The sequence below is a fragment of the Frankia sp. BMG5.23 genome, from assembly GCF_000685765.2.
In the GTDB taxonomy this organism is placed as follows: domain Bacteria; phylum Actinomycetota; class Actinomycetes; order Frankiales; family Frankiaceae; genus Frankia; species Frankia casuarinae.
The window spans coordinates 37,767-57,781 of sequence record NZ_JDWE01000032.1; the positions used below are offsets into that span (position 1 = coordinate 37,767).

The 20,015-nt window shown below is 70.2% G+C and carries 18 protein-coding genes and 1 tRNA gene; 12 read left to right on the forward strand and 7 right to left on the reverse strand.

The features are described from left to right. The first annotated feature begins 102 nt into the window (after positions 1–102). Positions 103–378: a hypothetical protein gene (locus BMG523DRAFT_RS14805; protein ID WP_011438165.1), complete on the forward strand. Its 276-nt coding sequence runs from the start codon at positions 103–105 to the stop codon at positions 376–378. 110 nt (positions 379–488) lie between these two features. Further along, positions 489–779 carry a WhiB family transcriptional regulator gene (locus BMG523DRAFT_RS14810; RefSeq protein WP_011438164.1) on the forward strand — a complete coding sequence of 97 codons (291 nt, stop codon included), beginning with the start codon at positions 489–491 and terminating at the stop codon, positions 777–779. Between the two features lie 527 nt (positions 780–1,306). Here the strand turns inward: BMG523DRAFT_RS14810 and BMG523DRAFT_RS27385 are convergent. Continuing rightward, positions 1,307–1,441, reverse strand: coding sequence for a hypothetical protein (locus BMG523DRAFT_RS27385; protein WP_023841362.1), 135 nt, complete (start codon positions 1,439–1,441; stop codon positions 1,307–1,309). 43 nt (positions 1,442–1,484) lie between these two features. Here BMG523DRAFT_RS27385 and BMG523DRAFT_RS27390 point away from each other — a divergent pair, with 43 nt between their 5' ends. After that, positions 1,485–2,438 carry an alkaline phosphatase family protein gene (locus BMG523DRAFT_RS27390; RefSeq protein ID WP_308726832.1) on the forward strand — a complete coding sequence of 318 codons (954 nt, stop codon included), beginning with the start codon at positions 1,485–1,487 and terminating at the stop codon, positions 2,436–2,438. A gap of 17 nt (positions 2,439–2,455) precedes the next feature. Here the strand turns inward: BMG523DRAFT_RS27390 and BMG523DRAFT_RS14820 are convergent, their stop codons facing one another. The 3 genes from BMG523DRAFT_RS14820 to BMG523DRAFT_RS14830 form a co-directional block, all read right to left on the reverse strand. Further along, entirely contained in the window at positions 2,456–4,180 is a 1,725-nt protein-coding gene (locus BMG523DRAFT_RS14820; protein WP_023841364.1) for an AarF/ABC1/UbiB kinase family protein, read from the reverse strand. 113 nt (positions 4,181–4,293) lie between these two features. Next, positions 4,294–5,574, reverse strand: a complete 1,281-nt coding sequence (locus BMG523DRAFT_RS14825) for a ThiF family adenylyltransferase (RefSeq protein WP_011438162.1) — start codon at positions 5,572–5,574, stop codon at positions 4,294–4,296. 177 nt (positions 5,575–5,751) lie between these two features. Further along, positions 5,752–7,119: a zinc-dependent metalloprotease gene (locus BMG523DRAFT_RS14830; RefSeq protein ID WP_011438161.1), complete on the reverse strand. Its 1,368-nt coding sequence runs from the start codon at positions 7,117–7,119 to the stop codon at positions 5,752–5,754. 282 nt (positions 7,120–7,401) lie between these two features. On the opposite strand from BMG523DRAFT_RS14830, the gene BMG523DRAFT_RS14835 reads away from it, so the two are divergent. The 3 genes from BMG523DRAFT_RS14835 to BMG523DRAFT_RS14845 all read left to right on the forward strand — a co-directional run bounded on the left by BMG523DRAFT_RS14835 (position 7,402) and on the right by BMG523DRAFT_RS14845 (position 9,498). After that, positions 7,402–7,842: a molybdenum cofactor biosynthesis protein MoaE gene (locus BMG523DRAFT_RS14835; RefSeq protein WP_035729938.1), complete on the forward strand. Its 441-nt coding sequence runs from the start codon at positions 7,402–7,404 to the stop codon at positions 7,840–7,842. 60 nt (positions 7,843–7,902) lie between these two features. Further along, a complete protein-coding gene (locus BMG523DRAFT_RS14840; RefSeq protein WP_011438159.1) occupies positions 7,903–8,178 on the forward strand; it encodes a hypothetical protein in 276 nt (91 codons plus the stop codon). 282 nt (positions 8,179–8,460) lie between these two features. Further along, positions 8,461–9,498 carry a PDZ domain-containing protein gene (locus BMG523DRAFT_RS14845; protein ID WP_023841368.1) on the forward strand — a complete coding sequence of 346 codons (1,038 nt, stop codon included), beginning with the start codon at positions 8,461–8,463 and terminating at the stop codon, positions 9,496–9,498. 112 nt (positions 9,499–9,610) lie between these two features. Here the strand turns inward: BMG523DRAFT_RS14845 and BMG523DRAFT_RS14850 are convergent, their stop codons facing one another. After that, positions 9,611–10,117: a PPA1309 family protein gene (locus BMG523DRAFT_RS14850; RefSeq protein ID WP_011438157.1), complete on the reverse strand. Its 507-nt coding sequence runs from the start codon at positions 10,115–10,117 to the stop codon at positions 9,611–9,613. 102 nt (positions 10,118–10,219) lie between these two features. Here BMG523DRAFT_RS14850 and BMG523DRAFT_RS14855 point away from each other — a divergent pair, with 102 nt between their 5' ends. Together BMG523DRAFT_RS14855 and BMG523DRAFT_RS14860 are read left to right on the forward strand one after the other, a co-directional pair. Next, positions 10,220–13,276, forward strand: coding sequence for a UPF0182 family protein (locus tag BMG523DRAFT_RS14855; RefSeq protein ID WP_011438156.1), 3,057 nt, complete (start codon positions 10,220–10,222; stop codon positions 13,274–13,276). A 78-nt stretch (positions 13,277–13,354) separates the two neighbouring features. Next, positions 13,355–13,431 (forward strand) — tRNA-Met (locus tag BMG523DRAFT_RS14860). A 282-nt stretch (positions 13,432–13,713) separates the two neighbouring features. Here BMG523DRAFT_RS14860 and BMG523DRAFT_RS14865 read toward each other — a convergent pair. Beyond that, positions 13,714–13,980: a hypothetical protein gene (locus BMG523DRAFT_RS14865; protein WP_011438155.1), complete on the reverse strand. Its 267-nt coding sequence runs from the start codon at positions 13,978–13,980 to the stop codon at positions 13,714–13,716. 238 nt (positions 13,981–14,218) lie between these two features. Then, the gene (locus BMG523DRAFT_RS14870) at positions 14,219–14,707 is read right to left on the reverse strand and encodes an Lrp/AsnC family transcriptional regulator (RefSeq protein ID WP_011438154.1); all 489 of its coding nucleotides are present in this window, start codon (positions 14,705–14,707) and stop codon (positions 14,219–14,221) included. Between the two features lie 195 nt (positions 14,708–14,902). On the opposite strand from BMG523DRAFT_RS14870, the gene BMG523DRAFT_RS14875 reads away from it, so the two are divergent. The 4 genes from BMG523DRAFT_RS14875 to BMG523DRAFT_RS14890 all read left to right on the forward strand — a co-directional run bounded on the left by BMG523DRAFT_RS14875 (position 14,903) and on the right by BMG523DRAFT_RS14890 (position 19,623). After that, positions 14,903–16,306, forward strand: coding sequence for an aspartate aminotransferase family protein (locus BMG523DRAFT_RS14875; RefSeq protein ID WP_023841370.1), 1,404 nt, complete (start codon positions 14,903–14,905; stop codon positions 16,304–16,306). A gap of 31 nt (positions 16,307–16,337) precedes the next feature. Continuing rightward, a complete protein-coding gene (locus BMG523DRAFT_RS14880) occupies positions 16,338–17,768 on the forward strand; it encodes a gamma-aminobutyraldehyde dehydrogenase (RefSeq protein ID WP_011438152.1) in 1,431 nt (476 codons plus the stop codon). A gap of 237 nt (positions 17,769–18,005) precedes the next feature. Then, on the forward strand, positions 18,006–19,007 hold the full coding sequence (locus tag BMG523DRAFT_RS14885; RefSeq protein WP_108913827.1) for an alpha/beta fold hydrolase: 1,002 nt from the start codon (positions 18,006–18,008) through the stop codon (positions 19,005–19,007). Between the two features lie 418 nt (positions 19,008–19,425). Beyond that, positions 19,426–19,623 carry a hypothetical protein gene (locus tag BMG523DRAFT_RS14890; protein ID WP_035729797.1) on the forward strand — a complete coding sequence of 66 codons (198 nt, stop codon included), beginning with the start codon at positions 19,426–19,428 and terminating at the stop codon, positions 19,621–19,623. The last annotated feature ends 392 nt before the right edge of the window (positions 19,624–20,015 follow it).

Here is a 20,015-nt window from a genome sequence, read left to right on the forward strand (position 1 = left end):
CGAGGACGCCTGAAGCGGGCATGTGGAGTGACACCCGTCCGGGTCCCACGGACTCCGGGTCCCACGGACTCCCGAGCCCACAGAGAAGGAGGTGATTTCGTCGTGTTCAGCATCGTGATGGACAGAGCTGTCGCCGAGATCACCCGTCCGTGGGAGAACCGGCACGGCGCGGCATTGATGAGTGCCGCCATCGGTGCCGTCGTCGGTGCGTCCGCAGGCCGTGGCACGTCCGCCGCCGTCCCCACGGTCCAAGCCGATGATCTGTCGGCCCAGGAGTCCGCGTTCCCGAACCCGGCGGGGGGCGTGGCGCTGGCGTCCGGCTATGCACACCGTCACTTCACCTTCCGGGGATCCGCCCACGATCCGCTCCTGGACTAGCGCCGACTGGAGCCGAATCCGAGGCCGCGGATCCCGATGGGGACTGCGGCCTTTGTCGTTTCGCTTCCTTCATCCCACCCGAAGACCAACCTGTCTCGGAGGTGACATCGGTGTTCGACCCCTCGGTCGTTTCCCGGATCGAGCGGGATCGTCTCGTCCTGCCCTGCTGGGACGTAGATCCTGACATGTTCTTCGCTGAGTCCCCGGCGGACGTGGAGACCGCCAAGGCCGTCTGCCGGACCTGTCCCATCCGGGCGGCGTGCCTGTCCGCCGCGCTGGACCGTGCCGAGCCCTGGGGAGTGTGGGGCGGCGAACTGCTGGTGACCGGCAGCGTCGTCCCGCGTAAGCGGCCCCGCGGCCGTCCGCGCAAGGAGCGCAAGGAAGAAGAGGTCGCCGCCTGAGCCCCCGTGCCACCCGTTGATCACACGGGGGCGGCGGTGGCATCGCCGCACCAGCACGGGCGGGACACCGGATCGTCGGTGTTCCGCCCACCGGTGTTGCCGCGCTTTTCTTCCGCTGGTGCCTGCGGCCCCGGTACTGTTCCGGCGTGCCCAGCAGCGAGCGTGTCTACCCGGTGTCCACAGGTGCGGGTCCGGCCGGAGCGCCGGGACTGGCCGCATCCGACGATCTTTCTCTGGCCGTTGCCATCCTCACCGGTCCCGAGCTGGCCGCGATCGTGGATCTCGTGGCCTGGGTCGATTCCGGCTGGCTCTACGTGGCGAACGCGATCGGTTCGTCGCGGTTGCCGGTGGCCGATCCGGACGGTCCCCGGGAACTTCGCTTCGGGCGTGATCCGCTCGGGTCGGAGGATCCGATGCACGGCGTGCCGCTCGCGGCGGCGCTCGCCGACCCGTCACCACCGAACGAGCGCAACTCCTACCCGTTCGCCGGACGGCGACTGCTGTCCGCCTTCGCCGATCCCAGCCGTTCACCCGATCTGATCGTCGTACACACCCCCCGGCACTACTGGCCCGACCGCGGCGGCCACCTGGGTGAGCACGGATCGTTGGATGCCGGCCAGTCCCGGGCTCCGCTGATCCTGTCCGGCGCGGGTCATCGACATCGGACCCACCCTCGCGGCCCTCGCCGGCGTGACCATGGCGGATGTGGAGGGGACGCCGCTCACCGATCTGGTGGGGCCAGGGGCCCGGCACGTCGTCGGCCTGCTCTGGGACGGGGCCAACAGCAACGACGTCCTGCACCTCGCGCACGCCGGCGAGCTGCCGGGGGTCGCGCGTCTGCTTGCCACCGGGACGGCCCTGACCGGCGGCGCGATCGCCGAGTTCCCCAGCGTCACGTTGACCAACCACACCTCCGCGCTCACCGGAGTCGGGCCGGGCCGGCACGGCATCCTGCACAACGTGTACTTCGACCGGGCGACCGGCGAGCAGGTCATCGTCAACGACGTGCGGACCTGGCATTCCGCGTGCGATCAGCTTCGGGACGGGGTGGAGACGCTGTTCGAGGCCCTCGCGCGCGACCGACCCGGGGCGACCAGCGCCTGCGTGAACGAACCGGTCGACCGGGGTGCGGACTACTCGACCTTCGGGCTCGTGCGGGCCGCCGGTAACCACGGCGGGGCCGGCGATATGGGGGACTACCTGCCTGCGGCCGACGGCGACCCGCACGCCACCGCCCGCTGGGTAGGGGAGAACGCCGACTATGCCTGGTCCACCCGGGTGGACGCGCTCGGCCTCGCGCAGGTCCAGCAGCTCTGGGCGGCGGACGCGGTGCCCCCGGACCTGATGTGGTGGAACACCACCATCACCGACACCGGGCATCACGGGGGCGGCCCGTACTCCGAGCAGGCCCGCGCCGCGCTGCGGGACGCGGACGCCCGGTTGTGCGCCTTCCTCGACCTGCTCGCCGAGCGGGATCTGCTGGCCGAGACCGCGATCCTGCTGACCGCCGACCACGGCTCGGAGGCGGCGGATCCCACCTGCCAGGGCGACTGGGGGGCTGCGCTGCGCGCCGCCGGGGTGCGTTTCCGGGACGAGGGATACGGCTTCCTGTACCTCGGCGTCGACATCGTTGACATCGTCGAGCAGCCGGGGGGTTGACCCGCCGGGCCAGCCCGTCAATAAGCGTCGGTCACGGTTGCGGGGTCGGAGAACGACTCCTCGTCCGGTGCCCGGCGCGGGGCGGCCTTGCGGCCCGACCCGGGTCGAGCCGCGGCGGAGCGGTTCGCCGGGGTAGAGGGCCGGCTCGGTTCGGCCGGCTCGGCCTGTAGGGGCAGCGCCGCGGGGGCGGTGGCCAGGTCGTCGGCAGTCGCCGGAGCGGTGTCGGCCGCCGACCTCCCGGCCTTGCGGGCCTTGGTCGTCCTGCCGGTCCGTCCTGGTCTGCGGGGTTTGCGCGGGCCGGGCAACCCGCCGGCCAGAACGACCGGGCCGTCCAGCGGCCGGACGATTCCGGCCTCGTCCTGGACGGGGAGAGCGGGCAGGGGACGACCGGGCCGGTTGGCGTCCTCGGCCGCGCGGGCGGTCGCCGTCCCCGGTTCGGCGAACCCGGGTTGCCAGCGCTCCATCTCGTCCCGGAAGCGGCCGGTGCTGCCCAGCTGGCACAGGATGCCGATCGCGCCGAGTGTCACCCGGTGGATGAGCAGGTACGACGGCGGCAGATTGAGCTGGCGACCGAGCTGTGCCGCCGCCGACCGCCAGTCTCCGAGCCTGGCGGCCTCCTTGCGCAGCCAGCCTCGGGAGAAGGTGAACTCCTCCACCGCGATCGGCTCCAGCATCGGGGCCAGATAATCCAGCAGGTCCTCGGCTCGGATTTCGGCCGACGGCGGGATGAAGCCCTCGCGGCGCAGTCCCTGCTCGACGGCGTCGGCGTCCCCGGCCAGGGTCTGTCGAGCCAGCCGGCCGATCGGCGCCGGCAGGCCGTCCGGCAGGCGGTTCACGGCGCCGAAGTCCAGGACGCCGAGCCGCCCGTCGGACAGCAGGCGGAAGTTGCCGGGATGCGGATCAGCGTGCAGCAGACCGGCGCGACCCGGGCAGGAATAGAGAAACCGCACGAGCAGCAGGCCGGCGGTGTCGCGCTGCTGCGGGGTACCGTCCGCGATGATGACGGACAGGGGTATTCCCTCGATCCACTCGCTCACGAGCACCCGGCCAGAACCGGCCAGCGGCCGGGGGATGACGACGTCCGGGTCGTCCGCGTACGCCTCGGCGAAGGCCCCCTGCCAGGCGGCCTCCAACCGATAGTCGAGCTCCTCGGCGATTCGGGCCTTGAGCTCCTCGACCAGCGGCTTGATGTCCAATCCGGGAGTGACCGCGCCGAACAGCCGAGCGGCCCGGCCGAGCTGGGTGAGATCGGCGAGCAGAGCGGGACCCGCTCCCGGATACTGCACCTTCACCGCGACGGCTCGGCCGTCAGCCCAGACCGCCCGATGCACCTGGCCGATGCTGGCCGCCGCCGCCGGAACGTCGTCGAAGCTCGTGAACAGCGAGCGCCAGTCCGCTCCGAGCTCCTCGGCGAGCACGCGGTGCACCACTGCCGCCGGCAGCGGGGGCGCCGCCTCCTGCAGCCTGGTCAGCGCCGCCCGGTATGGCCCGGCGACGTCGTCGGGAAGCACCGCCTCGAAGACGGACAGCGCCTGGCCCAGTTTCATGGCGCCACCCTTGAGCTCCCCGAGCACCCGGAAGATCTGCGCGGCGGTGCGCTGCTGGAGCTCGGAGGCGACGGCCTCGGCGGGGCGACCACCGATGCGTTTGCCGACGCCGAGGGTGGCTCGGCCGGCTATTCCGATGGGAAGCGTGGCCAGCTTGGCGGTGCGGACGACGGCCCGCCGTGGGATCTCGGACACTGCTCCATCGTGCCCTGTTCCGCGTCGTCACGGGTGCCGGCCAGGCGTAATGACTCCAGGACGCCAAATGACTCCAGGACGCCGGCGCGGCGACCGCCCGCGGGGTGGAACGGTCACGCGGGTGCCACCGGCGCAGAGGCCTCCGCCGACGCGGCCGCCGATCGGGCGGTGCGGCAGGGACAGTTGGGGTGGACCGGCCAGGTGCGTCGGCGAATCCGCCAGCCGGGAACGGTGAACTCCAGCGTGCCGTCGGCGGTCACCGGTAGGACCGCGGTCACCGGTAGGACCGTGCGCGGGGAAGTCAATGTAATGAAGGTCTCATTATGGCTGCTTGCTGTCGGTGGCAGATGGTCCGAGTTGTCGGGATGTTGGCCCGGGGCGGGTCCCGTGACGCCGGACAGGTCGGGTGGGGCAGATAGGGCAGATAGGGCAGATAGGGCGGATAGGTCGGGTGGAGGCGAGGCGGCGAGGTCCAGAAAGGCCAGGGCCTGCATGGCGGTGAGCGCGGCGACAAGACCCGCCAGGGTGATCTCGCAGGCGTCCGGCCCGGTGGCCGGGCGGTGGACCATCTGCATGGCGAGCACCGGCCAGACCGGGTTCCGGGAGTACCGGTGGAGGTGCTGGCAGTGCAGGCACGCGGTCACGGTCGGCACGACGAGCGGACCGACGATCCCCGTGGTCTCCCGCACTCCGGCCACGAGATGGGCGGTGCCTCGGCCTTCCAGATCGAGGCACTCCCCAGGGTGGATCATCGGCAGACCGACCGGAGCCAGCACGATCAGATCCGCGGCGAACCGGTCCTCGTCGGGCCGACGGTGCCCGGCGCCCTGCCGGCTGGCCCGGGTCACCGCCGCGCCGGTGGCCAGGGACCGGGGACGCCCCACGTCGTCGAGGCGCAGGCCGCCCGGGGAGACGTCGGCGGCGGTCGTCACCTCGGGATCGTCGATGACGACCCGACCGATCCCGGCCGCGGCGAGCAGGGCCGCGACCTGAGCACCGACGCGACCGGCGCCGCGCACGAGGACCCGCATCGCCCGGCGGGTGGCGAGGACCCGGCGGGCACCGGCCGGATCCTCCGACACCAGGGACAGCGCCGCCAGGTCGGGCGACAGACGGTCATGCTCGACCGCGGGCAGCGGTGCCGCACCGGGAGGCGCCGTGGCGTCGTCCAGCAGACCGGCCTCGGCGAGCAGGTCGAGCAGGACCCGGCCGGCGGGAGTGCCATCGAGACGCAGCTGCTCCAGCGTGCGGCTGCCGTCGAGGGCGTCGAGCAGGGCGGCGTCCGACGGGGCCAGGTCGGCGAGGATGACGGCGCGTGCGGTGTCGATACCGAGCTGCAGGGTGGAGCTGTTGTGCCAGAGCCGGCGCAGGCCCGGCTTGAGGATCGGGCGCATGGATCCTCCGGGTGTTCCCGCCGGCCGGTTGAGGCCGGGGAATCGGACCAGGACGGGCCGGTCACGGCGACCGGCGGATCCTCAGCGTGGCACGTCCGACCGGCGAAGGATGAACACCCGTGGATCGCTGTGGACGTGCTGTGGACGAAACTGTGGATCATCACTGGTCCGTCCGGGTTACCTGTCCGGGTTGTCCGGCCCGTCGGATCCGCCATCGGCGGGTGGGGCGCCGCGGAGTTTCTCGATTTCACCGATCGGGTCGTCGAGCGCGCTCGACGACGCGCCGGACACGAACGCCTCCGGGGCGGCGAGATCTGCCGCGGTGGGCAGCAGATCGGGATGCGCCCACAGCGCGTCGCGACCCTCGTGACCCCGGGCCTCCCGTACCGCCTCCCACAGGGCGGCGGCCTCCCGCAGCTTGCGTGGCCGCAGGGAGAGACCGACCAGCGTGGCGAAGGTCTGCTCGCCCGGACCGCCTTCGGCGCGACGGCGCCGCACCATCTCGCGCAGTTTGCCCGCGGCCGGCAGATGACCGGTGGCCGCGGCGTCCGTCACATGATCGACCCAGCCCTCGATCAGCGCGAGGATCAGTTCGAGACGGGCGAGCGCGGCCTTCTGCTCGGGGGTGGTGGCGTCGCTGAACACGTCCTCGCCGAGCGCCTCCGACAGCCGTTCAGGGTTCATCAACGCCGTCGGGTCGACCATCCGCATCACCCGTCCGACGGCCTCGGTATCCACCGCGATGCCGCGGGCGTACTCCTCCACCGCGCCCAGGACGTGGGCGCGTAGCCAGGGGACGTGCGCGAACAGCCGGCTGGACGCGGCCTCCCGCAGCGCCAGGTAGATGCGGACCTCGTCCTCGGGGATCTCCAGGCCCTGACCGAAGGCGACGACACCCGCCGGGATCAGGGCGGCGGTCCCGACCGGTCCGAGTGGCAGCCCGACCTCAGTGGAGGAGACGACCTCGGCGGCCAGGGTGCCGATCGCCTGCCCCACCTGGGCGCCGAACAGCATCCCGCCGACCCGGTCCATCATCTGCATGATCGGGCCGCCGGTGGCCATCAGCCCGCTGAGGTCGAGTCCCGGGGGCAGCGCGCCGCGCAGCTCACTCGGCAGCTCGATCCCGCCACCACCGAGGTGGTTCAGCCCGCTGGAGATCCCAGTGCGCATCGCCTCGGCGACCTTCGTGGCGATCGGGTCGCAGAGGGTCTGCCAGACCGGCAGGGTCTTCTCGATCCACTCCTGCCGCGACCAGGCCTGCGCCGCCGTGGCTCCGGCCGGCAGCGAGGTCACCGCGTCGAGCCAGACGTCGGCGATCCGTATCGCCTCGCTCACCGGCTCCCGCTGGGCCGTGGACACCGCGGAGTCGGTGTCGCCGAGGGACCTGACGGCCACCTGGCGGGCCAGCTCCCAGTTGACCGGACCGCCATGCCAGGACAGCAGCCGTTCGAGCTCGGCAAAGAACGGGGCGCCGCCACCGAAGGGGGGCCGGGGCTCGTCGCCGCCGCCAGCGGGCGTGAAGCCGAACGGGAAGTTGCCACTCATCGGCCGTAGCCTCCTCGGGAGGCGGGCAGTCGCACGCACGGTTGGCACATGAACCCACGGTAATGCGTTTTCTGCCCGACGGGCGAAACGGTGCTGGCCCCGACCGTTACGGTCGTAGCTGTGGAACCGACGTGTTCTCCGGCGGGGGCCCCGCCGATCGCGCCCGCCCCGCCCGCGCCACCTCCGTCGTCCGTGCCGTCCGTGCCGTCCGTGCCGTCCGTGCCGTCCGTGCCGTCCGTGCCGTCCGTGCCGTCCGTGCCGTCCGTGCCGTCCGTGCCGTCCGTGCCGGACCCGGACCCGGTCGCGCGGGTGACGCTCGCGGAGATCCGGGACGGCGTCCTGTCGGTGGACGAGTGCATGGCCGCTGTGCGGTCCCCTGGCGTGGGGGGGATTGCCCTGTTTGTGGGCACTGTCCGGGGCCATGACCAGGGCCGCGGGGTGACCGACCTGACGTATCAGGCGCATCCCCGGGCCGGCACGGAGATCGCCCGGGTCGCCGGCGACGTCGCCGCGACCGCACCGGTGCTGGCCGTCGCGGTGGTCCACCGTACCGGTCACCTCGCCGTCGGGGACACCGCCGTGATCGTGGCGGTCGGCGCGGCCCACCGGGCGGAGGCTTTTGCCGCCTGTCGTCGTCTGATCGATGACATCAAGGAGCAGGTTCCCATTTGGAAACACCAGATTTTTGCGGATGGCGCGGCGGAATGGGTAGGCGCCTGCTGATCGGGGCACCCTACGATAGAAATAAGTCATCTTCTTGCCCGTCTCGACGTCGAGGCTCCCATGTGGTTCCTGTTGATCCCCCCCGTCGCCGTGCTCATAACTCTTGCGTGGGTCACCCTACGCAGCCGTCCCGACCGCACCTCCGAAGCCATGATCACGATTGAGGGCTATCGGCGCAGTATGGCCGCGCTGGCCCGACCGATCCCCGCCCAGCACGAGGTTCGTACCGTTACCGCCCTTGACGAACCCGGTCATCCCGGTCATCCCGGGCGGTCCGCCTCGGCCGGGGCGCCGTTGTCCGCGAGACACACGGCGCCGCCGCCCGAGTCCATCTGACCGTTTCCGTCCGGCGGCCGGGGCGTCTCACCGGCCGCCGGACGGCGGTTCAGGACCGAGTGGTCCTTCGAGTCCCTCGGCCGTGCTTTCGATCTCGTTCTTTACTCCCCACCTCCCGGCCCGCCGCGCGGCCTTCCGGACTCTGCCACGGCCTTCCGCCGCGCCTTTCGGGCCACCGAATGCCTTTCGGTGTCGATCATCGCAACCCCGGACCGTCGTGGCGAACCTCGGTTCCCGGACGCCGGGACGAGGGTCGTGAGCCCTGATACATAGACTGCGAGCATGGTCCGGCGCACCCAGACCCTCGTGGTCGCGTCGGTACTGGCCTTGGTTCTCGTGGTCGCGGGGCTGTGGATGCCGGTACCGTTCGTCACCTTGGCCCCCGGGCCGGTCACCGACACCCTCGGCAGCGTTGACGGGACGTCCTTGATCACCGTGGACGGCCGGCGGACCTATCCGACCGCCGGCAAGCTCGAACTGACCACGGTCGAGGAGACGCCCCGGCTCAACCTCGTCACCGCGCTGCGGGACTGGTCCGACTCCGACCGGGCGGTGGTCCCCAGCGAGCTGATCAGGCCGCCCGGTTCGAGCCAGGAGCAGATCCAGCAGGAGAACGCGCAGGCGATGCTCGACTCACAGGACCAGGCGACCGCGGCAGCGCTCGCGCAGCTCGGTATCGCGCCCACCGGCCGTTCGGTCGCGGTCGCCGGGGTCCCCACGGGCTCCCCGGCCACCGGCAAGCTGATGCCGGGCGATGTGATCGTGCAGGTCGGTGGGATGGCCGTGGCCAACCAGGAGGAGCTGCGCCGGCAGATCGGGAAGGTGGCTCCGGGCCATCCTGTGACGGTCACCTATCGGCGCGACGGAAAGACGGCCACGGCCACCGTCACGACCCGGGCCGCCACCGACGACCCCGCTCGTGCCATGATCGGTGTCACCACGACGGAGAAGCGGACCTACCCGTTCACGGTTCGTATCCGCATCTCCGATGTCGGCGGGCCGAGTGCCGGGCTGATGTTCGCGATGGGCATCGTGGACCTTCTCACCCCCGGCGCGTTGACCGGAGGAAAGATCATTGCTGGCACCGGGACGATCACCTCCGCCGGTGAGGTGGGACCGATCGGCGGTATCCAGCAGAAGATCCTCGGGGCCAGGGCGTCCGGGGCATCGATCTTCCTGGTCCCCGCGGGGAACTGCGGTGACGCCCGCGCGATCGACTCCGGCGGTCCGCGCCTGGTGAAGGTGGAATCGCTGGCGGGCGCGCTGAAGGCCGTCGACGCCCTCCGGACGAATCCGGCCGCGGCGGTGCCCTCCTGCTGAGCGCGCCCCATCCGCGTGCCATGCGCCATCCGCGTGCCCGGTGGCGCCGTTGTGCCCGGTGGCGCCGGAAGAGGGCGGGCGGCTGCCGTGCGCCGCCGCCCGCCGGGTCGACTCACTGGAAGGTCGCGAGCAGTCCGTCGACGAGGTTGTCGGCCAGATCCGGATCGATGACGAGTTCGTCGTCCCCGCGGACTCGCAGGCAGGACGCGTGCAGCCCGCTGCGGGTGACCCCGACGGCGAGGCGGACGTCCTGGCGTTCGGGATGGTTCGCCGCCCAGTACTCGATCTCGTGATCGGAGTACGGAGCCTCCTCCTCCGCGCTGGGCGGCAGGACGACAAGCTCGGTGACCAGCACGCATCCGAGCACCTCCGGCGGCCATCCGATCCCCGCCAGCACCTCGTCGAGCCGCCCCACCGGCAGCGGTTCCTGCTCGACCGGGGTCAGCGACCCAGGCGGGGAGTCTCCGATGTGGGGGGCCAGCGCGGGTTCTCGCGCCAGCAGGTCGGCGGTGTCGGCCAGCGCGTAGACCTGGCTGGGCTGATCCCACCCGGAATCGGCGACGTGCCGCTCGACCTCGAGTACGACGGAGGTCAACTCCGTGATGTTCGGGCTGTTCACCGACCCATCCTCTCCGATCTCCCCCAGAGCCCCTGGCGTAGGTTGCCGTACTAGGGCGGTACGCGCCCCGAATCACCGAATCACCGACGCACGGAGGAACCTGTGGCAACCACCAGTCGCCGCCCGGTGCTGACCCGCACCAAGGTGCTCGTGCCGGTGCTGCTTGTCATCGTCCTCGCGATTACGATCATCGCCATCTTCACCCGGCTATACACTGACCTGCTGTTCTACCGCTCGATCGACTTCAGCAGGGTGTTCACCACTGTCCTCTACACCCGGATTTTGCTGTTCGTCCTCTTCGGCGTGGTAATGGCGATCATCGTCGGGACCAACATCGTACTTGCGTACCGGCTACGGCCGCCGCTTCGGCCGTTGTCGACCGAGCAGCAGAACCTGGAACGCTACCGGTCGGTGATCGAGCCGTATATGCTGCTGATCCTGCTCGCGGTCACGACGCTGTTCGGCCTGGCCGCGGGCCTGTCCGCCGCCGGCCAGTGGCGGACGTGGCTGCTGTGGGTGAACGGCGAGTCTTTCGGGACCCCTGATCTGCAGTTTCACCGGGATATCAGCTATTACGCGTTCAGCTATCCCTTCCAGCGGTTCCTGCTCGGCTTCCTGCTGACCGCGGTGCTGCTGTCGTTGCTCGTCACCCTGCTGACCCACTACCTGTTCGGCGGAATCCGGATGCAGACCACGGGGGAACGGGTGACCCCGGCGGCGAAGGCGCACATCTCGGTGCTACTCGGGCTGCTCGCCCTGCTTAAGGCGTGGGCGTACTACCTCGACCGGTTCGGCTCGGTGTTCTCCTCGCGCGGGGTGGGGACCGGTGCGTCCTACACCGATGTGCACGCCGTGCTGCCGGCGAAGCTGATCCTGCTGTTCATCTCGCTGGCCTGCGCGGTGCTGTTCATCTACAACATCTTCCAGCGGGGCTGGACGCTGCCGCTGCTCGGCGCGGGCATCCTTGTCCTGTCCTCGGTGGTGATCGGCGGGATCTACCCGGCGATCGTCCAGCAGTTCCAGGTCCGGCCGAACGAGGCGACCCGCGAGGAGCCCTACATCGCGCGCAACATCGCGGCGACCCGGGCCGCCTACGGCATCCAGGACGTCGAGCCGCAGGACTATGCCGCCAGCACCGACGTCACCGCCCAGCAGGTCGCCGCCGACACCGGCACGGTCCCCAACATCCGTCTACTCGACCCCAGCAAACTCTCCCGGACGTTCCAGCAGCTCCAGCAGTTCCGCGGCTACTATGGTTTCCCGCCGACGCTCGACGTCGACCGGTACACCGTCACAGGGGCGGACAAGAAGTCGACGACCCAGGACTACGTGGTATCGGTGCGGGAGCTGAACCAGGCCGGGCTGGGAACGCAGCAGCGCAACTGGATCAACGAGCACCTGACCTATACCCACGGCAAGGGATTTGTCGCGGCGCCGTCGAACACCGTCGACGTGGGGCGCCCCGACTTCGATCACGGCGTGAGCGGTTTCCCGCAGGACGGTACCTTCGGTATCAAGGAGAACCGGGTCTACTTCGGGGAGATGTCGCCGTCGTATTCCATCGTCGGCACCAGGCAGATGGAGATCGATGGGCCGGGGCCGGGAGAAACCCAGGTCACCACGACCTACCAGGGCGACGGTGGGGTCTCGATCGGCTCGACCTTCCGTCGGGCGCTGTTCGCGCTGCGGTTCGGGGAGAAGAACATCCTGCTCTCCGGTGACATCACGAAGAACTCCCGGATCCTGGACGAGCGAAACCCGCGGGACCGGGTGAGCAAGGCAGCGCCCTGGCTCACCCTCGACGGAGACCCGTACCCGGCGATCGTCAATGGCCGGGTGACCTGGATTCTCGATGGTTACACAACCTCCGACGGCTATCCTTACTCCGCCCGGCGCACCCTGGGTGACGTGACCGCCGACTCGGTGACCACCCAGAGTGGCAACCGCACCCGGCAGGCCTCGAACCAGGTCAACTACATCCGTAACTCGGTGAAGGCGACGGTGGACGCCTACAACGGCACCGTCACCCTCTACGCCTGGGACGAGTCCGACCCGGTGCTACGGACCTGGATGAAGGCGTTCCCGGACACGGTGAAGCCGAAGAGTGACATCCCGCCGTCCCTCCGAGCACACTTGCGTTATCCGGAGGACCTGTTCAAGGTCCAGCGCGATCTGATCGGGCAGTACCACATCTCCAACCCGCGGGACTTCTACTCCCAGGAGGACTTCTGGGATGTGTCCGACTCGCCGGATGGAAGCGGGCAACCCCAGCCGCCGTTCTACGTCTACAGCCAGCTTCCCGGGCGCAAAGACCCGTCCTACAACCTCACCTCACCGTTGATCTCCGCCCGGTCCTCGAAGCTCGCGGCGTACATGGCGGTGTCCAGTGACCCCGCCAACTACGGCCGGTTCACCCTGCTCAAACTGCCGGCGGGGAACACGATCAACGGTCCGGTCCAGGTGCAGAACGCCATCGAGGGCAACGGCGACGTGGCCAAACAGCTGTCGCTATGGCGCAGCGGGGGAGCGACCACGATCGAGGGCAACCTGCTGACCCTGCCCCTGGCCGGCGGCCTGCTCTACGTCGAGCCCTACTACGTCCAGGCCAGAGGGAGCACCGGCTACCCGACCCTGCAGGGGGTCGCCACGGCCTTCGGCGACCGCATCGGTTTCGGTGCCTCGCTGGGTGAGGCCCTGGACAAGGTCTTCGGTGCCGGTGCCGGTGCCGCGGCGGCCGGGGCCGGCATCGGGGCCACGACCACGGACGCCGGTCAGGACGGCACGCCGGCTCCCAGATCCGGGCAGGGCGGGGCCGGCGTCCCGCCGCCGGGGCAGACCGCGCTGCAGGACGCCGTGGGCGACGCCGACCGCGCCTACCAGGCGGGGCAGGACGCTCTGCGCAAGAGCCCGCCGGACTTCACCGCCTACGGGAAGGCCCAGAGCGAGCTGGCTGATGCGCTGGGTCGCCTGCGTACTCTGTCGAGTCCGGCGGCGACACCGCCCGCTGCCACGGCGACACGGGCCGGTGCGTCGGTGCCCGCGTCACCGGTCCCCGCGTCACCGGCAGCCAAACCACCGGCTCCGTCTCCTTCGGCGACCGTGGCCGGCGGCGACACTCCCGGTCCACCGGGGGCCCGGGCCGCCCCGGCGCCCGGCTAGTCCCGAAAGTTCCGAAATTGGGGCCGCCATCGATTTGACAGCCGCCGATGGCGGCCCTGTATAGTGAAGACACACCGACGCGGGGTGGAGCAGCTCGGTAGCTCGCTGGGCTCATAACCCAGAGGTCACAGGTTCAAATCCTGTCCCCGCTACCAGTCGAAAGTACCCTCGGAAAGTTTTTCCGAGGGTACTTTCGCATTTAGGCAGGCATGCATCATTATCACGGGCCGTATCACGGGCCGTTTTCATCGGAATCCGTCCGCTCCTTCCGCCGGTTGGCGACCCGGGCGCCCGGCCGGGATGCGCGCCGACGCCCGGCGGCGCGGGGCCCGGATTGGCGGTCGTCCGAGCCCGGGACGCACAGTGGTGGCCCGGGAGCCGCCCCGGCATGGCGGCCGTCGGCGGCGGGTTCTCCCGCGGCGGGGCCCGTTCCGGGATCAGCGGGGGGTGGTTCCCGGGGTTCGCCACGGGCTTGCCGGACGCACCGCCTCGGCCGCCCGCATCAGCGCTTGGGCCAGCCGGCGGGCCTCGTCCGGATCCAGGTAGGCCGCGGCAAGGGTGTCGAGCATGGGCGCATCCAACCGGAGCAGGATGACCGGAGCCTTCCCGGCGCTCGCCGGTGGCTCGGGACGTACCGTTATCTCCGCCTGCCCGATCCGGGTAACCATAATGCCGTCCTGCGGGTCATGGTGGACCAGCGCCATGTTCACCCCATCGTGTGTCCGGGCCGAGATATTTGACGTTCGTTGCATATGTTGGACTCTTGTTGTGGCCGCTTGGTTGTTCCCGTCGGCGGTACAAACGGTGACACCCCCGAACCGCATGCCCGCCCGCGTCGCCGCGCCCGTCGGCCCGTCGGCAGGTTCTGCGCCCTATCGATGTTCGACCCGGCCCGGCTTCCCCTCCGCGCCCGGCGGCCCGCGCTGTCGGCGTCCGGACGTTTCAGCGTGCTCCCCACGTGTAGGTCTGCTTGACCAGCCGCAGGTAGACGAACGTCTCGGTGGCGAGGACCTGTGGCAGGGCGCGGATCTGCTCGTTGATCAGTTCGAGCAGGTGCTCGTCGTTCTCGGCGACGATCTCCACGATGAGATCGAAGGATCCGGCCGTCAGGACGACGTAATCGACCTCGGGCAGCGCGGCAATCGTGTCGGCGACGACGCGGGTGTCCCCGGTGACCCGCACCCCGATCATCGCCTCCCGGTGGAAGCCCACCCGGAGCGGGTCGGTGACGGCGACGATCTGCATGATGCCGGCGTCGAGTAGACGCTGCACCCGTTGGCGCACGGCCGCCTCGGAGAGCCCGACCGCCGCCGCCATGGCCGCGTAGGACCGCCGGCCGTCCTGCTGCAGCTGCTCGATGATGGCCTTGTTGACATCGTCCAGCAGGGTATCGGAGCTAAGTCGCTGGCCGGGCGACCGTCGCGACTGCACCCGGCGTCCTCCTCGGTCCTCCGTGGCGGTTCCCCACGCCCGTTCACGCTGGCCTGCCCCTGCTGCCATCGTATGGCCGTCGATGAGTGAACTGGGAAGCGATCCTTATCCACGCAATCTTCGACGGATTCCATCGTCAAGCTGCCGATCAGGCTACGCTTTCAGTGGCTGATCGGTGGAAAGGATGCGTGGCTAGTGTCGAATGTGACTGCCTCCGGGAGCGGTGTGACCCGGGTCGTTGCGCGGGCCAGGGTCGCGGAGCTGGCCGCGCGCGAGTCCGCCCGCCTCGACGTCCGCACCCGGGGCTCGGAGGCGCTGCATGCGCGGGCGGTGCGGTCGATGACCTCCGGGGTGCCGTCGTCCTACCAGGTGCGTGATCCCTGGCCGATCTACCTCACCCGCGGTCTCGGGTCGAAGGTCTGGGACGTCGACGGCAACGAGTACTCCGACTTCCACAACGGGTTCGGTTCGATGGTGCAGGGGCACGCCCACCCGGCGATCGTGCGGGCCGTGACCGAGCGGGTGGCGCTCGGTACGCACTTCGCGATGCCCACCGAGGACTGCGTGGTGGTCAGCGAGGAGTTGGCCCGCCGCTTCGGCCTGCCGCAGTGGCGCTATGTCAACTCCGGCTCCGAGGCGACGATGGACGCGATCCGCATCGCCCGCGGCGTCACCGGCCGCGACACGATCGTCAAGATCTTCGGTTCGTACCACGGGCACCACGACTACGTGATGGTGTCGATCGGGACCCCGTACGACGACATCGGTCCGGCCGAGAACATGAACTCGTTGGGTTACGGTGCCGGGATCCCCCGGGTGGTCGTCGACCTCACGGTGCCGGTCCCCTTCAACGACGCTCCGGCGATGGAGCGGCGGATCGCCGCGCTCGCCGCCGAGGGACGCCTGCCCGCCTGTGTGATCATGGAGCCGGCGATGATGAACCTCGGCGTCGTCCTGCCGGAGCCCGGTTACCTGGCGGCGGTCCGGGAGATCACCTCCCGGTACGGGGTTATCCTGATCTTCGACGAGGTCAAGACGGGGCTGTGCGTGGCGGCCGGTGGGGCCACCGAGAGGTTCGGCGTGCGCCCGGACCTGGTGACCCTGGCCAAGGCGCTCGGTGGCGGGCTGCCGTCCGGGGCGATCGGCGCGACGGCGGAACTGATGGAGGCCGTGGCCTCGGACCGGGTGAAACAGGTCGGCACGTACAACGGCAACCCGCTGACCATGGCCGCCGCCCGGGCGAGCCTGTTCGAGGTGCTCACTCCCGACGCCTACACCCACCTCGATCGGCTGGGTGGCCGGTTGACCGCCGGCTGCGACGAGATCCTGACCCGGCACGGCATTCCCGGCTACACCGTCGGCATCAGCTCGAAGGGATGCGTGCACTTCACCGACGCCCCGATCCGTGACTACACCTCGTTCATGGCGCACCAGAACGCCGAGTTGCCCGAACTGGCCTGGCTCTACAACGCCAACCGCAACGTCCTCATGGCGCCCGGGCGCGAGGAGGAGTGGACGTTGTCGGTGCAGCACACCGACGCCGATGTCGACCGCTACCTCGACAGCCTCGACCAGATGGCCCGGGACCTCGTCGGCTGAGCCGGCCCGATCCCCCAGGAGGGACAGAGACATGGATGCGATCTTCGCCAATCTCATCGGTGGCGTCTCCACCCCGGCCGTCGATGGCGAGACAATGTCCATCCTGAACCCGTCGACGGCGGACCTGCTGGCGCAGGCACCCCGGTCGGGGCCGGCCGACGTCGACGCGGCCGTGGCGGCCGCGAGCGCGGCGTTCGAGGGCTGGCGGGACACCACGCCCGCGCAGCGGTCCCGGGCACTGCTGCGGGTGGCCGACGCGCTGGAGGACCGGGCCGACGAGGTCGCGGCGGTGGAGAGCGCGAACACCGGCAAACCGCTGCGGCTCACCGTGGACGAGGAGGTCGGGCCGTCCGCCGACCAGATCCGGTTCTTCGCCGGGGCCGCGCGGCTGCTCGAGGGCCGGTCGGCCGGCGAGTACCTGGCGGGGTACACCAGTTATGTCCGCCGCGAGCCCATCGGGGTCTGTGCCCAGGTCACGCCCTGGAACTACCCGCTGATGATGGCGGTCTGGAAGGTCGCGCCGGCGATCGCGGCGGGCAACACCGTCGTGCTCAAGCCCTCCGACACCACCCCGGCGTCCAGCCTGCTGCTTGCCGAGATCGCCGCGGAGTTCCTCCCGCCCGGCGTGCTCAACGTGGTGTGTGGTGATCGTGACACCGGACGCGCGCTGGTGGCCCATCCGGGCCCGGCGATGGTCTCGGTGACCGGCAGCGTGCGGGCCGGGATGGAGATCGCCCGGGCCGCGGCGGACTCCTTGAAGAGGGTGCACCTCGAACTCGGGGGCAAGGCGCCGGTCATCGTCTTCGACGACGTGGATCCGGCGGTGGTGGCGCGGCAGATCGCCGAGGCCGCGTACTTCAACGCCGGCCAGGACTGCACGGCGGCGACCAGGGTGCTGGCCGCGCCGGGCGTCCACGACGAGCTCGCAGCCGCCCTGGCCGAGGCGGCCGGGAAGACCGCGACTGGATCGCCGGAGGAGCCCGACGTCGACTACGGGCCCCTCAACAACGCGGGCCAACTGGCCCGGGTGAGCGGTTTCGTGGAGCGGGCACCTGAACATGCCGAGGTGCTCGCCGGCGGTGCTCCGCTGGACCGGGCGGGCTACTTCTACCCGGCCACGGTCGTCTCGGGTCTGCGCCAGGACGACGAGCTCATCCAGTCCGAGGTGTTCGGCCCGATCATCACGGTGCAGCGGTTTGACTCGGAGGACACCGCGGTTGCCTGGGCCAACGGGGTCGAATACGGCCTGGCCTCCAGCGTCTGGACCCGCGATCACGGCCGGGCCCTGCGGGTCGCCCGCCGGCTGGACTTCGGCTGCGTATGGATCAACACGCACATCCGGCTCGTGGCGGAGATGCCGCACGGTGGGTTCAAGAAGAGCGGGTACGGCAAGGATCTGTCGGTCTACGGCCTGGAGGACTACACCAGGATCAAGCATGTGATGAGCAACATCGAATTCTGACCATCAGGTTCTGACCACCAGGTCAGAAGCGGTCGGGCGCGGGGAGGCGGGTACGAGTCCCGGGCCGGCTCCCGGGGTAGGCCGTGGAAGTAGGATGGTGTGCTTCGAGCGGGGGCAGGTGGGTGGCGGCGAGTCGCGGGTGGGTGGTGGCGAGTGAGGAAGAATCCAGCCTCGGTCGTGGCATCGGCAGACGGGACGACGAGCACCGGGGGCGGCCGTGCCCATGGCGTGCCCCGGGTGGGCCCGCTGACCTCCCGCTTCGTCACGGTCCACGGGTACCGGCGGTGCTATCTGCGGGCCGGGCGCGGGCCGGTTCTACTGCTCATCCACGGCATCGGGGACAACGCGCGCACCTGGGCCTCGATCATCCCGAAGTTGGCCCGCCGGCACACCGTCATCGCTCCCGACCTGCTGGGACACGGCGAGTCGGACAAACCGCGCGGTGACTACTCGGTGGCCGGCTACGCGTGCGGCATGCGTGACCTGCTCACCATCCTCGGAGTCGAGCGCGCCACGGTCGTCGGACACTCGCTGGGCGGCGGGGTGGCCATGCAGTTCGCCTACCAGTTCCCGGAGCGCTGCGAGCGGTTGGTGCTGGTCGCCACCGGCGGGGTCGGGCCGCACCTGCATCCCGCGCTGCGGGCGGCGGCCGTGCCCGGAGCCGGGGCGGTGCTTTCCCTGATCGGCATGCCGCCGGTGCGGGTCGCCGGCTGGGCCGGAATGCACGCGCTGCGCCTGCTGCACACCGATCTCGGGCGGGACGCCGACGATCTCCTGAACGTCTTCGACTCGCTGGGCGTACCCACCGCGCGGGCGGCGTTCCTGCGCACGCTACGGTCGGCGGTGGACGGGCGTGGGCAGTCCATCACGATGCTGGACCGGTGCTACCTCGCCGCCGGGATGCCCTCGCTGATCGTCTGGGGTGACCGGGATGCCGTCATCCCGGTTGAGCACGCGTGGATGGCGCACGAGGCGATGCCGGGGAGCCGCCTGGAGATCTTTTCCGGTGCCGGGCATTTCCCCCATCACACTGACCCCGAACGCTTCCGGGCGGTTCTCGAGGATTTTCTGGCGACCACCCGGCCGGCGAGTCACTCCCCGCAGCAGTGGCGGACGATGCTGCGTGAGCACGGCCGCTCGACCAGGACCACGGAAGTGTCCGCGCCCGCCGTCCAGCCGTCGGGCGCGCGTTCGGCCCCGGCGGAAGCCGCGGGTCGTGGCCTCACCCGGAGCCGATAAACGGGCACGGCTGCCGGCCACCGCGGGGCCGGGATCCGCCGTTATACGTTCACCGAGGTGACCCGTCGCATCGGAGCGGAGCCGCTATGCATCCACGACCCGGTTGGCCATCCATAGCCATGCCTTGCGGGAAGTCACCCGGTGAGATGCGTCGGTGCCGTTCTCGGCTGAACCGCTCTCGCGGAAGGTCTTCCCGGTCACCGATGGATCCGGCCAGCCGAGGATCAAGGACTCTCGTACCTCTTGGCGTGCCGCCTGTTCGGGCCAGAGTCTTCGCGTGATGCGCTGTCTTCCGGCGCGGGTCTGCATTAACTGGTCGGCACCCGCTATCGTGGAGTTCAACGGGCAGGCCGACGTCAATATGGCCTATCCTTGGTGGCGTAACACCAAAGTCCTCTCAAATCTCGGAGGTCGACCCTTGGCACGCCGTGCACGACTCAGCTGGCCCCAGGAACGGCGCCAGGCGAGTGAGGTAGTTGTCCGTCGGGTCGACCCCGGTCGGGGCTGGACCCTGGAACAGGCTCGTGACCTGCTACGACAGGGATACTCCGTCGAGCATGTGGCGGAACGCACCGGGTTTCCGGAGCAGATGCTGAAAGTCGCCGAGGAGGACTGAGTGCAGCCTCCCGCCATCCCGGTGTCAAGAAAGTGCCACGATGCGCCATCGTCGGCTGCCGGCGCGGGAGTGAGTGTTATCCCTTTCGTGGTCAATCCGCAGGTTCGGGGAACCGATCTTTCCCTGGTGATCGAGGGCGACGCCGGCTATAGCTTGCACGGCGCTATCCGTAAGAGTTCGGTGATGGCGTGGGTGGGCGGGCCGAAGGCCCGGCCGGTGTTGCCGGTCGGGTGGTTTTCGGCTTGTGGGTGGGGTTAGGGCTCGGGCCCGTCGGGTGGGCCGTCCTGGGGNGGGTCGGTGCTGGGAGGGCTGCCGGTCTGGGTGGTGGTCTGCCAGGTGAGGAAGGGTTCGAGGGCGGGGCCGGCGGGTGCTTTCCCGCCGGCTGTGGCGCA

Bases quoted from the DNA above. Each gene is read 5' to 3' on its own strand.
- BMG523DRAFT_RS27385 (WP_023841362.1), bottom strand. From the start codon at position 1,441: ATGTCGATGACCCGCGCCGGACAGGATCAGCGGAGCCCGGGACTGGCC.
- BMG523DRAFT_RS14825 (WP_011438162.1), bottom strand. From the start codon at position 5,574: ATGCGCCCGATCCTCAAGCCGGGCCTGCGCCGGCTCTGGCACAACAGC.
- BMG523DRAFT_RS14830 (WP_011438161.1), bottom strand. From the start codon at position 7,119: ATGAGTGGCAACTTCCCGTTCGGCTTCACGCCCGCTGGCGGCGGCGAC.
- BMG523DRAFT_RS14840 (WP_011438159.1), top strand. From the start codon at position 7,903: ATGTGGTTCCTGTTGATCCCCCCCGTCGCCGTGCTCATAACTCTTGCG.
- BMG523DRAFT_RS14845 (WP_023841368.1), top strand. From the start codon at position 8,461: ATGGTCCGGCGCACCCAGACCCTCGTGGTCGCGTCGGTACTGGCCTTG.
- BMG523DRAFT_RS14865 (WP_011438155.1), bottom strand. From the start codon at position 13,980: ATGGCGCTGGTCCACCATGACCCGCAGGACGGCATTATGGTTACCCGG.
- BMG523DRAFT_RS14880 (WP_011438152.1), top strand. From the start codon at position 16,338: ATGGATGCGATCTTCGCCAATCTCATCGGTGGCGTCTCCACCCCGGCC.